This is a genomic window from Streptomyces tardus, from assembly GCF_018101125.2.
In the GTDB taxonomy this organism is placed as follows: domain Bacteria; phylum Actinomycetota; class Actinomycetes; order Streptomycetales; family Streptomycetaceae; genus Streptomyces; species Streptomyces tardus.
In genome coordinates, this window is record NZ_JAELVF020000001.1 from 4,510,251 (window position 1) to 4,524,294 (window position 14,044).

General features: G+C 72.2%; 15 protein-coding genes. 11 read left to right on the forward strand and 4 right to left on the reverse strand.

Annotation, left to right across the window (positions count from 1 at the left end; translation table 11 throughout):
- The first annotated feature begins 122 nt into the window (after positions 1-122).
- The 11 genes from JGS22_RS19295 to amaP all read left to right on the forward strand — a co-directional run bounded on the left by JGS22_RS19295 (position 123) and on the right by amaP (position 9,459).
- Complete coding sequence (locus tag JGS22_RS19295; RefSeq protein WP_211038854.1) at positions 123-803, forward strand: class II aldolase/adducin family protein; 681 nt, start codon at positions 123-125, stop codon at positions 801-803.
- A gap of 130 nt (positions 804-933) precedes the next feature.
- A complete protein-coding gene (locus tag JGS22_RS19300; RefSeq protein WP_211038856.1) occupies positions 934-2,070 on the forward strand; it encodes an alpha/beta hydrolase family protein in 1,137 nt (378 codons plus the stop codon).
- Positions 2,071-2,165: 95 nt separating this feature from the next.
- The gene (locus tag JGS22_RS19305) at positions 2,166-3,527 is read left to right on the forward strand and encodes a hypothetical protein (RefSeq protein ID WP_211038858.1); all 1,362 of its coding nucleotides are present in this window, start codon (positions 2,166-2,168) and stop codon (positions 3,525-3,527) included.
- Positions 3,528-3,728: 201 nt separating this feature from the next.
- On the forward strand, positions 3,729-5,327 hold the full coding sequence (locus JGS22_RS19310; protein ID WP_211038860.1) for an ABC-F family ATP-binding cassette domain-containing protein: 1,599 nt from the start codon (positions 3,729-3,731) through the stop codon (positions 5,325-5,327).
- Positions 5,328-5,742: 415 nt separating this feature from the next.
- Positions 5,743-5,961: a helix-turn-helix domain-containing protein gene (locus JGS22_RS19315; protein WP_211038862.1), complete on the forward strand. Its 219-nt coding sequence runs from the start codon at positions 5,743-5,745 to the stop codon at positions 5,959-5,961.
- Positions 5,962-6,033: 72 nt separating this feature from the next.
- Positions 6,034-6,813: an enoyl-CoA hydratase/isomerase family protein gene (locus JGS22_RS19320; protein WP_211038864.1), complete on the forward strand. Its 780-nt coding sequence runs from the start codon at positions 6,034-6,036 to the stop codon at positions 6,811-6,813.
- A 199-nt stretch (positions 6,814-7,012) separates the two neighbouring features.
- The gene (locus JGS22_RS19325; protein ID WP_211038866.1) at positions 7,013-7,492 is read left to right on the forward strand and encodes an Asp23/Gls24 family envelope stress response protein; all 480 of its coding nucleotides are present in this window, start codon (positions 7,013-7,015) and stop codon (positions 7,490-7,492) included.
- 110 nt (positions 7,493-7,602) lie between these two features.
- Positions 7,603-7,791, forward strand: a complete 189-nt coding sequence (locus JGS22_RS19330; RefSeq protein ID WP_211038868.1) for a hypothetical protein — start codon at positions 7,603-7,605, stop codon at positions 7,789-7,791.
- 3 nt (positions 7,792-7,794) lie between these two features.
- Positions 7,795-8,181 (forward strand): Asp23/Gls24 family envelope stress response protein, encoded by a 387-nt coding sequence (locus JGS22_RS19335; protein ID WP_211038869.1) that lies wholly within the window; start codon positions 7,795-7,797, stop codon positions 8,179-8,181.
- A complete protein-coding gene (locus JGS22_RS19340; protein ID WP_211038870.1) occupies positions 8,178-8,840 on the forward strand; it encodes a DUF6286 domain-containing protein in 663 nt (220 codons plus the stop codon). The genes JGS22_RS19335 and JGS22_RS19340 overlap by 4 nt, the downstream gene beginning before the upstream one ends.
- Positions 8,841-8,850: 10 nt before the next feature.
- Complete coding sequence (gene amaP, locus JGS22_RS19345; RefSeq protein ID WP_211038871.1) at positions 8,851-9,459, forward strand: alkaline shock response membrane anchor protein AmaP; 609 nt, start codon at positions 8,851-8,853, stop codon at positions 9,457-9,459.
- 23 nt (positions 9,460-9,482) lie between these two features.
- On the opposite strand, the gene JGS22_RS19350 is transcribed toward amaP, so the two are convergent.
- The 4 genes from JGS22_RS19350 to JGS22_RS19365 all read right to left on the reverse strand — a co-directional run bounded on the left by JGS22_RS19350 (position 9,483) and on the right by JGS22_RS19365 (position 13,977).
- Positions 9,483-10,238 carry an SDR family oxidoreductase gene (locus tag JGS22_RS19350; protein ID WP_211038872.1) on the reverse strand — a complete coding sequence of 252 codons (756 nt, stop codon included), beginning with the start codon at positions 10,236-10,238 and terminating at the stop codon, positions 9,483-9,485.
- A gap of 4 nt (positions 10,239-10,242) precedes the next feature.
- Entirely contained in the window at positions 10,243-11,139 is an 897-nt protein-coding gene (locus JGS22_RS19355; RefSeq protein ID WP_211038873.1) for an SURF1 family cytochrome oxidase biogenesis protein, read from the reverse strand.
- A 25-nt stretch (positions 11,140-11,164) separates the two neighbouring features.
- Positions 11,165-12,169 carry a DEDDh family exonuclease gene (locus JGS22_RS19360; protein WP_211038874.1) on the reverse strand — a complete coding sequence of 335 codons (1,005 nt, stop codon included), beginning with the start codon at positions 12,167-12,169 and terminating at the stop codon, positions 11,165-11,167.
- A 287-nt stretch (positions 12,170-12,456) separates the two neighbouring features.
- On the reverse strand, positions 12,457-13,977 hold the full coding sequence (locus JGS22_RS19365; RefSeq protein WP_211038875.1) for a S8 family peptidase: 1,521 nt from the start codon (positions 13,975-13,977) through the stop codon (positions 12,457-12,459).
- Positions 13,978-14,044: the final 67 nt, after the last annotated feature.

Below are 14,044 nucleotides of genomic sequence, written 5' to 3' on the forward strand. Positions count from 1 at the left end.
GAGATCCGTGTCACGTTCTGCGCGAACGTCGTCGACCCGCTGCCGCCACCGTCCGCGGCCGACGCCGGGGCGACCGTCAACAGACCGGCCGCACAAGGCCGTTCGGAAACGAGAGGCGATCCATGGATGAACCCGAGGCGAACGGGACGACCCCGCCGGCGGCCTGGCGGGAGGGCTGGCGGCAAGTGGTCGACACCGCCCTACGCACGGTTCGCGACGGCCTCGTCGTCGGCACCTCGGGCAACGTCTCGCTCCGCGTGGGCGACGCCGTACTGGTCACCCCGAGCGGAGTGCCCTACGACCGGCTCGGCCCGGGCGACCTGTGCGCCGTCGACCTCGCCGGCCGCCGCCTGGCGGGCGAGCTTCGGCCGACCAGCGAGCTGCCGCTCCATCTCGCCGTCCACCGTCGTACGACAACGGCCGCCGCCGTGGTGCACACGCACGCGCTGCACGCCACCGCCGTCTCCACGCTCGTCGACGAACTCCCGGCGGTGCATTACCAGTTGGCAACTCTCGGCGGGCCCGTCCGGGTCGCCCCGTACGCCCGTTACGGCAGCGCGGAGCTCGCCGCGGCCACCCTCGCGGCGCTGGAGGGGCGAGAGGCGTGCCTGCTGCGCAACCACGGCACCGTGGTCCTCGGCGCCGACCTGGACCAGGCCTTCGAGCGCACCGCCCAGCTGGAGTGGATGTGCCGGCTGTGGCTGACCGCGCACTCGGTGCACGGTCTCGTTCCCAGCCTCCTCACGCCCGCCGAACTCGCCGACGCCGCCGAGGCCCTGCGCGACTACGGCCCGCGGCCGTAGTCGCGCAGGGCCGTCCCGCCCGTCCCGGTGCCACCCCGCGGCCCGTCCGCCACGGCGGCACCGGGCCTCCTGTCACTCCGCCGCCGCGACCCACTGGCCACGGCGCGCCGGACGGGACGAGACTGGGCCGGTGCGAGTGGGGACCACCGCGGCAGTGGCCGCGACAACGATGCTCACCGCCGGCGCCGCAGCAGTGGCCGCCGGCCGGTACGGTGCGGGCGCCGCCCTCGGGCGCGGCTCGGCCACCGCCGCCCCGCCGGGTTTCGCACCCGGCGGGCTGACCGTCCACGACCTCGATCCGGAGCGGGGCCACATCACCCTCACCCGCTCCCTGGACTCGGCCCTGCCCGGCCGCTACGGTCTCGTCGCGCCCGGCTGCCACGCCGCCGTCGGCGAGGTGCTGGGCACCGGGCCGACCCCCGACACGCTGCGCCGTCGCCTGGAGCGGGTGGACAGCGGCGAACTGCGCCCCGGCACCCGGGTGCGGATGACCCCGCAGGTGTACGCCGGCAACCCGGGCGACGCCCTGGGCCTGCCGTACGCCGAGGTCGAGGTCCCCGGCGAGCTCGGCACGCTGCCCGCCTGGTTCCTGCCCGGCACCCGCGACACCTGGGTTCTGACCGTCCACGGCCTCGGCACCACCCGGGAGCACCCGATGGTGGCCATGCCCCTGCTGGACCGGATGCAGACCCCGGTGCTCGCCCCCTGCCACCGCGGCGACGCCGGCGCGCCGCGAAGCCCCGACGGCGTCGGTCATCTGGGCGCCACCGAGTGGCGCGACCTGGACGCCGCGATGCGCTACGCCGTACGCCACGGCGCCAACCGCATCGTCCTGTACGGCTGGTCGACCGGCGCCTCCATGGCACTGCACGCCGCCGCCCACTCGGCGCTGCGCGCGCACATCAGCGGCCTCGTACTGGACTCGCCGGTGCTGGACTGGCGCGCCGCCGTGCGCGCGCTGGTCGCGCGTCGCGTTCCCGGGCCGCTGCTTCCACTCGCCGCGCGTGCCGCGGAGGCCCGCGCCGCGCTCGACCCGGCCCGGCTCGCCCGGCTGGCCGACCCGTCCTGGCTGACCGTTCCCGCTCTCGTGATCCAGGGCAGGGACGATCCGATCGCAGACTGGTCGACGGCGCGCCAATTCGCTGCGGCACGACCGGAGTTGGTCACTCTTGACCTCTTCCCCGACGCCACCCACGCCGCTTCCTGGAACGCTGACCAGGAAGGTTGCGAGGAGACGCTGCGCCGGTTCCTGACCCCGCTGATGTAGCCGCGCACGCCTCGCACGCCGCAGGGCGCCCCGCGTCCGGCACGGGAACGTGGGTGCGGTTTGGCCTTTTGCGGGTCACCAGGAAGACTGCCACCGTGACGTCCCGTACTCCGCGAGACACCAGACTGAGCCTTGTACCCCGGCAGGCGGTTGCCGCTGCCCGTCGCTCGGTGGCGGGCAGCCGTGCCCGGCCCGCCCCGCGACCACCCGCGTCCCTGGCTCCGCGCGAGCAACTCGCGCAGCAGGCCCGCGCTGCCCTGGCCAACGACGTACGCCTCGCCCGCTGGGCCGCCGCCTCCGGGATCTCCCCGCTCACCGTGGCCGCACAGGCCGCCGGGGACCTGCGGATGCCCGAGGAGCAGCTCGCCCAGCACTGGGACCGGGCCCGGCTCGCCGGCCTGATCGAGCTGCACGAGGACGCGGCCCGCCCCGGCTGGCGGCTGCACGCCTGGGACCGCGACCGTTCGGCGGTGCTGCGCGGCTGGGTCGCGCTCTTCGACGCCTGGTCGCTGGTCTATCCGGCACCCGCCGAGGCCAGTTCGGTGCTGGTGGGCGATGTGGTGGTGGCCGCTCCGCAGTTCCTGTCGGTCATGCATCTCTCCTCCGGCCCGGTCACCGAACTGACCCTGCTGGAGCTGCTGACGCAGCGGATCGCCGAGCTGCGCACCGAACGGGCGGCGCCCGGGGACGTACCCGACCTGCCGACGCCCGGTGAGCTGAGTGCCCTGCTCGACTGGGCGCTCGACGGGCTCGCCTCGGTCGGCGCCCTCACTCGCTGCCACGACCCCGGCTCGGTCAACCAGGCCGTCCTCACCCCGCTCGGGAACTGGGCGGTGTGGGTCAAGCTTGAGCAGATCTGCGTCGCCGCGCTGAGCCCGGTCGGCAACATCGAGCAGTCCGCCGAGGACATGCTCCGCGGCTGCGTACGCCTGAGTCCCGGTCCGGCGCGGGACGAGTACCGCGCCTGGCTCGCGGCCCGGCCCACCGCGCCCGCCGTCGCCGAGCTGCTGGACGCCGCACGCGGCGAGGACGCGCTGGTGCGGGCCCTGGCGTTCGAGGCGCTGCGCGTGGTCGGAGCCCCCGCCGAGTCGGCCGTGCGCGCAGTGGTGGACACCGAGCCGGTGCTCCGCCCGTACGCCCTGTTGTGGATCGCCGAGCAGGAGGGCGCCGACCCCGACGAGCTCGCCAGCGGCGGACCGCTCACCCGCGAGGAGGCCACCTGGCTCTGGGTCGACACCGCTGCCGCCGTCGCCGACCACGGAGAGAACGGCCTGCTGGTGGACCACCTGGAATCCGCCGTGCAGAACTCCGTGGCGCAGCTGCTGGACGAGGTGCGCGCCAGCGGCCACCCCCGCACCGTCCAGGTGCTGGTCGCGCTCGCCGCGGCCCATCCGGACCCGGCCATGGCCAGGGCGGTACGGCGGGCGGCGTTCCAGGTCCACACCGGCGGCGCCTGACGGCTTCGCGCCCCGCCGCACCGCTCGGGGCGGCGGGGCACCACCGCGGGGCACAGCGGCTTGCGCGCAGTGGCTAGACTGGCCGCATGGCCTACTCACTCCTGCACTAGCTGACGAGGTACCCCCACCGCGGCGCCGATCGGTGTCCGCGGTGCGTGCTGTCTGCCTGCCTCGTCCCTTCTTCCTGTCCAGGAGACATTCGTGATCACCGCCACCGGCGTCGAACTGCGTGCGGGCGCCCGAGTCCTGATCGAGTCCGCCACCTTCCGCATCTCCCGAGGCGACCGCATCGGCCTGGTCGGCCGCAACGGCGCCGGCAAGACCACTCTCACCAAATGCCTCGCGGGCCAGGGCGCCCCCGCCGGCGGTGCCATCACCCGCAGTGGCGAGGTCGGCTACCTGCCGCAGGACCCGCGCACCGGCGACCTCGAAGTCCTCGCCCGCGACCGCATCCTCTCCGCCCGCGGACTGGACGACGTCATCCGCCGGATGCGGGAGAACGAGACCCGGATGTCCACCGGCCAGGGCGCCACCCGCGAGCGTGCCATGCGCAAGTACGAGCGCCTGGAGACCGAGTTCCTGACCAAGGGCGGGTACGCCGCCGAGGCCGAGGCCGCCACCATCTCCGCCAGTCTGGGGCTGCCCGAGCGGGTGCTGGGCCAGCCGCTGCACACTCTCTCCGGCGGTCAGCGCCGTCGCGTCGAGCTGGCCCGCATCCTCTTCTCGGACGCGGACTTCCTGCTGCTCGACGAGCCGACCAACCACCTGGACGCCGACTCCGTCGTGTGGCTGCGCGACTTCCTGAAGACCTACCGCGGCGGGCTGGTGGTCATCTCCCACGACATCGATCTGGTCGAGACGGTCGTCAACAAGGTCTTCTACCTGGACGCCAACCGCGCGCAGATCGACCAGTACAACATGGGCTGGCGGCAGTACCAGATCCAGCGCGAGGCCGACGAGAAGCGGCGCAAGCGCGAGCGCGCCAACGCCGAGAAGAAGGCCGCGGCCCTCAACTCGCAGGCCGACAAGATGCGCGCCAAGGCCACCAAGGCCGTGGCCGCGCAGAACATGGCCAAGCGCGCCGAGCGCCTGCTCTCCGGGCTGGAGGCCGAACGCCGCTCCGACAAGGTCGCCAAGATCCGCTTCCCCGACCCCGCGCCCTGTGGCAAGACCCCGCTGATGGCCGAGGACCTCTCCAAGTCCTACGGCTCGTTGGAGATCTTCACCGATGTCGGCCTGGCGGTCGACCGCGGCTCCCGGGTGGTCATCCTCGGCCTCAACGGCGCGGGCAAGACGACGCTGCTGCGCCTTCTCGCCGGGGTCGAGAAGTCGGACACCGGCCGCGTCATCGAGGGCCACGGCCTCAAGCTCGGCTACTACGCACAGGAGCACGAGACGCTCGACCCCGACCGCACCGTCCTGGAGAACATGCGCTCCTCGGCGCCCGACCTCGACCTGGTCCACGTGCGGAAGGTGCTCGGTTCCTTCCTCTTCTCCGGTGACGACGTCGACAAGCCCGCCGGTGTGCTCTCCGGAGGCGAGAAGACCCGGCTGGCGCTGGCCTCCCTGGTCGTCTCCTCGGCGAACGTCCTGCTGCTCGACGAACCGACCAACAACCTCGACCCGGCGAGCCGCGAGGAGATCCTGGGCGCGCTGCGCACCTTCAGTGGCGCCGTCGTCCTGGTCTCCCACGACGAGGGGGCGGTGGACGCGCTCGCCCCCGAGCGGATCATCCTGCTGCCCGACGGCGTCGAGGACCTGTGGGGTCAGGACTACGCGGACCTGGTCGCGCTCGCCTGACCCGTCCGCTCGTACCCGAGCCCTTCCGGCCGCGCCCGCGGAGCACCAGCGGGCGCGGCCGAGGTGCGTTGAGGACTCGTTGCGGATCATTCGGTCCAGTGAAGATCCATCATCTGAGTGAGACCTTCTGGCACCTCGGCGAGGCGGCTGCGAGGCCCTCGCCGGCTCCGTGCCTCCGTCCGTCACCTCCCCTCGTGCCCGCGCGTCTCCCGTCACGACGTCGCTGACCTGCTGAAACGATTGTTCAGCCGGTTCGCCGCAGGCTCGGTGCCCGCCCATCGCGCCTCTCGTGTCGCAGTCGCACCGCGCGTCCCGTCGGCAAGCGGCAGTCCAAGACCTTGTCGAATGGGTGGCCAGACTGCCGGGAAGGGGTGATCATGAGAGTCCAGAGCGCACTTCCCACGAGGAGGCACGGGTGGCCGAGACTCTGAAGAAGGGCAGCCGGGTAACCGGCGCCGCGCGCGACAAGCTCGCGGCTGACCTGAAGAAGAAATACGACTCCGGTGCGAGTATCCGCGCACTGGCCGAGGAGACCGGCAGGTCTTACGGCTTCGTGCACCGGATGCTCAGCGAAGCCGGCGTGACCCTCCGCGGTCGCGGCGGTGCGACGCGGGGCAAGAAGACCGCGTCCTGAGCAGACTTTCGTGCGCCACCCCTGGTGGTTACTCTTCAGTCACTTAACTGATGAGTAACCACCGGAGGGCTCATGACTCTGCTCGACAAGGACGGCGTTCGCCTCACGGTGGATGACACCGTCGCCACGGTGACTCTCACTCGCCCCGAGAAGCGCAACGCCCAGTCGCCCGCCATGTGGAGGGCGCTGGTGGAGGCCGGGCAGCTGCTGCCCGGAAGCGTGCGTGTGGTGGTGCTGCGCGGGGAGGGCAGGTCCTTCTCCGCGGGTCTGGACCGCCAGGCGTTCACGCCCGAGGGCTTCGACGGCGAGGCTTCCTTCCTCACCATGGGCAAGGGCCCGGTCGAGGAGATCGAGCGCGTCATCGCCGGCTACCAGGAGGCTTTCCTCTGGTGGCGGCGGAACGACCTGGTCACCGTCGCCGCCGTCCAGGGCCACGCGATCGGCGCCGGTTTCCAGCTGGCCCTCTCCTGTGATCTGCGGGTCTGCGCGGACGACGTCCAGTTCGCCATGAAGGAGACCAGCCTCGGTCTCGTCCCGGACCTCACCGGCACCCACCCGCTGGTCCGTCAGGTCGGCTACGCCCGCGCGCTGGAGATCTGCGCGACGGGCCGTTTTGTGCGTGCCGAGGAGGCGGAGCGGATCGGCCTTGCCAACGTCGTGGTGCCCGCGGCCGATCTGGAGGCCGCCACGGAGGACCTGACGGCGGCTCTGCTCGCCGCACCGCGCGACGCCGTGATCGAGACCAAGGCGCTGCTGAGCGGTGCCGTGGAGCGCCCCTTCGCGCAGCAGCCCGCTGCTGAACGTGCCGCCCAGGCAAGGCGGTTGCAGGACCTGGTGGGTGGCGGCGAGTAGCTGCCCGGCCCACCGCTGTGCCCCCGGCCCGAAGGTCGGGGGCACAGTCGTGTTCGGGACGGCAGCGGCTGCTACCCGGATGGCTCACTCGCGCCGCGCGGGTCCGCGCCCCGCCGCTAGCGTGAGCCGGGAGCGGCCCTGCCGTTCCGTCCGGGGTTTGCCGGACGCCCTGAGCCGAAGCGGGAAAGGGGTGCAGCAGATGTCCGAGACCTCCGCCGCGTCCAAGGAAGTCAGCGACAACAAGACCCTTCAGGCAGGACGCCGAGGGGCCTCCAACAACGCCAACAGCGCCGCCAACCGCGGCCAGACCACCATCGCCGACGGCGTGGTGGAGAAGATCGCCGGCATGGCGGCCCGAGACGTGGACGGTGTCCACGAGATGGGTGGCGGGCTCTCGCGCACCTTCGGAGCCGTGCGCGACAAGGTGCCCGGCGGCGGCAAGGCAGTGAGCCGCGGGGTGAAGGCCGAGGTCGGCGACACCCAGACCGCCCTCGACCTCCAACTGGTCGTCGAGTACGGGGTGTCGATCGTCGACGTCGCCAACACCGTGCGCAAGGAAGTCATCAGCGCCGTCCAGCAGATGACCGGCCTCGAGGTCGTCGAGGTCAACATCGCGGTCGACGACGTCAAGCTGCCCGACGAGGACGACGAGGACGAGTCGGACCGTCGTCTGCAGTGAGCGGCTGAGCGAGTGCCGCGGTGGAGCCACCGCGGCAGGCACGGCACGCGGCGCACTGCACCGCGTGGACACCAGGGTGCCCGGCGGGGCGTCGACTGAGGGAGCGCAAGATGAGTATGGCTGTGGTCGGTCTGATCACGGGAATGGCGCTGGGCTTCGCCGGGTACTTTGGCGGCTTCGGTGCCTTTCTGCTGGTGGCGGCGCTGGGCGCCATCGGATTTCTCGCCGGCAGGATCGCCGACGGCGATCTGGAGCCGTCCGACCTTCTCCGTGCCCGCGACCACGGGCGCCGGGGCTAGGGAATGTCGTCTCAACAGACGGTCGGTGCACCGGAGCGGGGCTCCCTGCGTTTCGACGACCGCGTGGTGGCCAAGATCGCGGCGCAGGCGGCCCACGAAGCGCTGCGCAGGGATCCCGGCCGCCGTGCGGTCGGCGCACACGCTCCGCATGCGGCCGCATCCGTACGACGGCTGCCGGACCACGACAACCAGGGCGGACAGGCGCGGGTGCGCGTCGCCGTGGAACTGGGCTATCCGTCCGACATCGGCGCCCAGTGCGCCGCCGTACGGCGCGTCGTCAGCGCACGACTGGGTGAACTGGCGGGCATGACGGCCTGCGAGGTGGTGGTCGAGGTCCAACGCCTCCACTCTGTCCATCTGAACGGCGAAGGGACGGAGCGAGTGCGGTGAGCCACGACAGCACGGGGCCTGTGCCCACCCTGGAGAAGAACGCGCCGAACAGCGCGCAGAGGGCGCCGTCGCCGCAGGTCGACGGCGCCCCCTACCAACCGATTCAGCGCGGGCGCGAGGACGGCGGCGGGGGACGTTTCTGGTCAGCCCGCAGACTGCCGGCGCTCCTCGCGAGCCTGCTGGCGCTCATCGCCTGCGCGCTGCTCCTGTACGACATCGTGCGGGTGCGCGCGGGTTCCGACGCCGCGAGCTGGCGCCGCAACCTCGCCGACGAGCTGTCCTCGCGCCGCCTCGACGACACCGTGGTGATCATCGCGGCGGTCCTCGCGCTGCTGCTGGGGCTCTGGCTGCTGGCGCTCGCGCTGACGCCGGGACTGCGCTCGGCGCTGACCATGCGCGGCGAGCCCCGGGTGCGGGCCGCCGTCGAACGCAACGCCGCTGCCCTGGTGCTGCGGGACCGCGCGATGGAGGTCAACGGAGTGCGCAGCGCTTCGGTGAAGGTGCGCCGCTCCGGCGTGCGCGCCCGCGCCGAGGCGCACTTCGGTGAACTGGACGCCGTACGCGGCGAATTGACAGAGGCCCTGCAGGACGGCGTACGAGAGCTGGGGTTGGCCCGAGAGCCGCGGCTGGACGTACGGGTCCACCGGCCCAAGCAGTGAGGGATCCACGGTGCTGAGAACCTTGAACCGCCTGTTGCTCGCCCTTCTGGGGCTGGTGCTGCTGCTGCTCGGGCTCAGCGCCCTCGTCGGGGCGCTGGACCTGCCCAACCGCTGGGGCTTCGGCATGCCTTCGGGGTGGGCCTGGAGCAGACCGCAAGAAGTGGTGCTCACCGGTGCGGACCGCACCCAGTGGCGCGACCAGGGCTGGTGGTGGCCGGTGGTCATCGGGATCCTGGCGCTGCTCACCCTGCTCGCGCTGTGGTGGGCCCTCTCCCAGCTGCGCCGCCGACGGGCCGGTGAACTCGCGGTCTCCGGCGACGAGTCCACGGACCGGGGGCCGGGCGCGGTGCTGCGCGGCCGGGCCCTGGAGCAGGTGATGGGCTCGGAGGCAGCCGCGCTGGACGGTGTCTCCCGTGCGCGGGTGACGCTGGTGGGCAAGCGAACCGATCCGTCGGTGCGGATGCGGGTGGTGCTGGACGAGCACGCCGTGCCCGACGAGGTGGTGCACCGCCTGGAGACCGAGGTGCTGGAGCATGCCCGCACCTCCGCGGACGTGGGCGAACTTCCCGCCGAGATCCGCCTGAGTTCGGTGCGGCACCGGCCCAGCCGCGTCAACTGACCGGGCGGCGCCGCACCGCGTCCTCAGATGCGGTGCTGTGCGCCGCCGTCCACCGCCAGCATGGTGCCGGTGAGGTACGAGGCAGCGGGGGAGAGCAGGAAGGCACCGGCCCGGCCGAACTCTTCCGGCGTGCCGTACCGACGCAGCGGGATCTGCGCCTCGTTGCGCTCGCGGGAGGCCTCGGCGTCCCCGGAGAGCGCGTCCAGCTCCCGTACGCGGTCCGTGTCGATGCGCGAGGGCAGCAGCCCGACGACGCGGATGCCGCGCGGGCCGAGCTCGTTCGCCAGGGACTTGGCGAAGCCGGCCAGACCGGGCCGCAGTCCGTTGGACACGGTCAGCCCCGGCACCGGCTCGGTGACCGAGGACGAGAGCACGAACCCGATCACCCCTCCTTCGCCGAGCCGCTCGGCGGCGGCCCGCGCGAGCCGCACCGCGCCGAGGAAGACCGACTCGAACGCCGTCTCCCACTGCTCGTCGGTGATCGCCTCCGCGGGGCCCGCGGGCGGCCCGCCGACGCTGATGAGCACACCGTCGAGCCGCTCGAAGTGCGCGAGTGCCGCGTCCGTCAGCCGTCCGGCGGTCGCCGGGTCGCCGTTGTCGGCGGCGATGCCGACCGCGCCCCCGCCCAGCCGCCCGGCGGCACCGGAGGCGGCCTCCTCGGTACGGCTGCTGACGACGACCTTCGCGCCGTCGGCGACGAGCTGCTCGGCCACCGCGTAACCCAGCCCGCGGCTGGCGCCGGTGACGATGTACGCCCTGTCCTTCAGTCCAAGATCCATGGGATCAGTCTGCCGTGCCGCCCGCCCGTGCGGCGAGCGAGGGGCCGTCCTCGGTGCGCTGATCGGCGCTTCCGTCCGGTACGCGCTGCGGCTGCGGGCGGGCGTCGGTGCCGGCGGAGCCGAGGCCGGAGGCCAGGCCGGCCGCCGCCGTGCGGTCGCGCACTTCGCGGCGGAAGAGTACGAACCAGCCGACGGGTACCGCCGCGACGAACAGCCACCACTGCACCGCGTACGCCATGTGCGCGCCGATACCGCTGTGGTCCGGCTCCGGCACGGGCTGTGCCGTCTCGCCGCGCGCGGGTGCGGGGTCGGTGCCGGTCAGCTGGAGGTAGCCGCGCAGCACCGGAAGGCCGGTGGCCTCCGCCTGCTGCTCGCTGTTCATCAGCATGACCTGGCGGTCGGGCAGACCCGCGCGGTCCTTGATACCGCTGCCAGCCTCGGTCTCGTCGGGCATCAGCCGACCGGAGAGCGTCACCTCGCCCTCCGGCGCCGCGGGCACCTCGGGGAAGGCGGTCTGGCTGGCGCCCGAGGTCACCCAGCCGCGGTTGACCAGCAGCGCGCTGCCGTCCTCGAGGACCAGCGGAGTGAGCACGAAATAGCCGATGCTCTGGCCGTCCTCGGCGGTGCGGCGGCGCACCACGACCTCGTGCTCGGTGTCGTAGGTGCCGGTGGCGGTGACCGCGCGGTACCGCTCCCGGTCGGTGACCTCGCCCTCCGTGCCGGTCAGCTCGTCGACCGGCACGGGGTCGGCGGACAGGCTCCGGGCGATGCGGTCGTTGTGCGCGACGCGCTCCTGGTGGCGGTGGTACTGCCAGAACCCGAGCTCGACCATGGCAGGCATCAGCACGAGAGCGACCAGAGTGAGGATCACCCACTGCCGGGACAACAGGAAGCGGTACACGGTTTCGACGTTATCGCGGGGCCGGTCAGCGGGTCGGCGCGGGGGCCACGTCCCGAAGGAGGTGGCTGAACGCGGTCTCGTCGATCACGGGGGTACCGAACGCGAGCGCCTTGCCCACCTTGGAGGTGCCGGCTTCCGGGTCGTTGGTCACCAGCAGGCTCGTCAGCCGCGAGACGCTCGTCGCGACGTGGAGGCCTGCCTCGACCGCACGGTCCTCCAGCAGCTCGCGGTCGACCGAGGTGTCGCCCGAGAAGGCCACCCGCATCCCCTGCACCAGCGTGCCTCCCGGCGAGTATCTGCCGGGGTTGGGGTACGGGCATGCGGGGCGTCTGCGGGCCGGCCGCCAGGTGCGGGGGGCGTATCCGCCGCGGGCGGAACCCGGAGACGAGGGGGCGTCGCTCCACTCGGTGAGCGGCTGGCACGCCAGCAGCGGAAGCCGGACGCCCTGGTGCGCAGCGATTCGCAGGCTGGGCCGGAACGCTTCGGCGAGCACCCGTGCGTCGTCCAGCGCGTGGTGCGCGCGCCGCTGCTGCACACCGTAGTGCGCGGCGAGCGACTCCAACTTGTGGTTGGGCAGCGGGAGGTCGAGCTGCTTGGCGAGCGCGATGGTGCACAGCCGCTGGCGGACGGGGGCGACACGGCCGGCCCGGGCGTACTCCCTGGAGATCATCGTCCAGTCGAAGACGGCGTTGTGCGCGACCAGCACACGGTCCTTCAGACGCTCGGCGAAATCCTCGGCGATCTCGCCGAACAGCGGTGCGTCGGCGAGGACTTCGGAGGTGAGGCCGTGGATCCAGGTCGGCCCGGGATCACGCTGCGGATTGACGGTGGTGTACCAGTGGTCCTCCACCTCGCCCCTGGCGTCCAGGCGGTAGACGGCGGCGGAGACTATGCGGTCGTCGCGGGCCAGGCCGGTGGTCTCGACGTCCACCACCGCGTATCCGTCCGGATATCCGGAGGGCCACGTCCTCGCGGCGGCAGTCTGCTGCGCGGGGAAGAGCGGGGCGGCTGCCGTGTGGTCTTCGAGCATGGTCACAGAGGATACGGCCCGGCTCTGACACTCCCCGCGCCGCGGCCCGTTGACGCGTACCGGTTCTTCACGCCCCGTCAACCGGTCGGCGCGGCGGTGGAGTAGCGCACACGCCGGTGACCAGCGGCGGACACCGCCGGCGGGCAGCGGGGGCGGGCCGGTCGCACCGGGTGCCCGCGGGGCGAGAACGCCGACGGGGGCCGGACCGTCAGTGGTCCGACCCCCGCCGTTCAACCGCCTTGTGCGGCGCGGGAGTTGGAACCCGCCCCGGCAGCTCGGCGCGGTGGCTACTTCGTCACGGCCTTGTGGGCGTCGACGATGCCGTAGCCGTAGAAGCTGTTGACGTGCTCGGTGCCGACGCACTCGGCCGCGAACTCGCCGTCACCGCTCGGGTCGTACTCCTCCGGGCACGGGGTGCTGATGGCCTGTGCCTTCAGACGCCACGCCAGCTCCTGCGGAGAGACCTCGGCGTCCTTGCTCTTCAGCAGCGCCGCGACACCGGCCACGTACGGGCCGGCCATCGAGGTGCCCTGCAGGAAGGCGTACTCGCCGTCGGGCATCGTGGAGAGGATGCCGCCGTTCTTCGCCGGGGCGTCCGGGGTCTGGTAGCGCCCGTCACCGCCGGGCGCGGCCAGGTCGATCTGGCCCGAACCGTAGTTGGAGAAGTAGGACTTCAGCTTCTGCGAACCGGTGGAGCTGACCGAGATGGTGCCCTCCACCTGGGTGGGCAGATCCGGGCAGACCGTCGGGTCGATCTCGCGCTCCACCGGGGTGGAGTCGTTCGGGCTGGAGTCGTCCTTGATCGTCTTCGCGGCCAGGTCGAAGTTGCTGTTGCCGGCCGAGGTGACGTGGGCGGTGCCCTTGCCCTGGGCGTACTTCATCGACCTGGTGACGGCCTCCACCAGCGCCTGCTGGTCGGGGTCGTCGGTGCAGGCGAACATCCACGGGTCGACGTAGTAGCTGTTGTTGGTGATGTCGACGCCCTTGTCGGCGGCGAACATGAAGGCGCAGACAACGGCCTCGGTGTAGAAGAAGCTGTCGCCCGGCTCGCTCACCTTGATGGAGGAGACCGAGACGCCCGGAGCCGCGCCCGCGACTCCCTGGCCGTTGCGCGCGGCGGCGATGATGCCGGCCACGTGCGTGCCGTGGTAGCTGCCGTCGGCGTACGGACGCCAGGCGCCCTTGGAGGTGTCGGCGTCGCCGCCCACGCAGTTGGCCGACTTGTCGGCGGCGAAGTTCGGGGCCAGGTCGGGGTGGGTGTCGTCGACGCCGGTGTCGATCACGGCGACGGTGACGTCCTTGCTGCCCTGGTCGACCTTGTGCGCCTGGTCGGCCTTGATCTGCGGGAGCGCCCACTGCATGGACTCCAGCGGCTCCTCGCCGCTGTCGGCGCTCTTGGCGCTCTGGCGCTGCTGCGCGGAGTTCAGGTACTCCGGCTTTCCGACGTCGGTGGTGGCGGCCGTCTTGATCGGGGCCGTACGGGTGGCCCCCGCCGAGTCGATGCCCTTGACCTCGCGGACCTCGGCGGCGAAGTCCGGGTTCTTGGAGTGGGCGACGACGACGCCGATGTCCTTGAAGGCGTTGACGACGGTGCCGTCGGCCTTCTTCACGGCCTTCTTGGCCTTCTTGACCGCACTCGCGCCCGCGTCGGTGTTGACGACGTACGACAGCTGCGGACCGTCCTTGGGGGCGTCGTCCTTGGCGAGGGCGCCGCTGGCGCTGGGCAGCAGTCCCAGCGAGACGGTGAGAGCAAGACCGGCAGGAACCGCGATGAAGCGGCGTCTTCCGGACAGGGGGCTCAAACCCATGTAGATCTCCTTCAGTGAGCGCTGGTCATCAACCACCCGTTCGAAGAACGGAGTTCACGTTCGGGTG

What these genes read in the sequence shown, in the direction of transcription:
- JGS22_RS19295 (WP_211038854.1), top strand. Translation starts at nt 123, where the DNA reads ATGGATGAACCCGAGGCGAACGGGACGACCCCGCCGGCGGCCTGGCGG.
- JGS22_RS19320 (WP_211038864.1), top strand. Translation starts at nt 6,034, where the DNA reads ATGACTCTGCTCGACAAGGACGGCGTTCGCCTCACGGTGGATGACACC.
- JGS22_RS19325 (WP_211038866.1), top strand. Translation starts at nt 7,013, where the DNA reads ATGTCCGAGACCTCCGCCGCGTCCAAGGAAGTCAGCGACAACAAGACC.
- JGS22_RS19330 (WP_211038868.1), top strand. Translation starts at nt 7,603, where the DNA reads ATGAGTATGGCTGTGGTCGGTCTGATCACGGGAATGGCGCTGGGCTTC.
- JGS22_RS19335 (WP_211038869.1), top strand. Translation starts at nt 7,795, where the DNA reads ATGTCGTCTCAACAGACGGTCGGTGCACCGGAGCGGGGCTCCCTGCGT.
- JGS22_RS19350 (WP_211038872.1), bottom strand. Translation starts at nt 10,238, where the DNA reads ATGGATCTTGGACTGAAGGACAGGGCGTACATCGTCACCGGCGCCAGC.
- JGS22_RS19360 (WP_211038874.1), bottom strand. Translation starts at nt 12,169, where the DNA reads ATGCTCGAAGACCACACGGCAGCCGCCCCGCTCTTCCCCGCGCAGCAG.
- JGS22_RS19365 (WP_211038875.1), bottom strand. Translation starts at nt 13,977, where the DNA reads ATGGGTTTGAGCCCCCTGTCCGGAAGACGCCGCTTCATCGCGGTTCCT.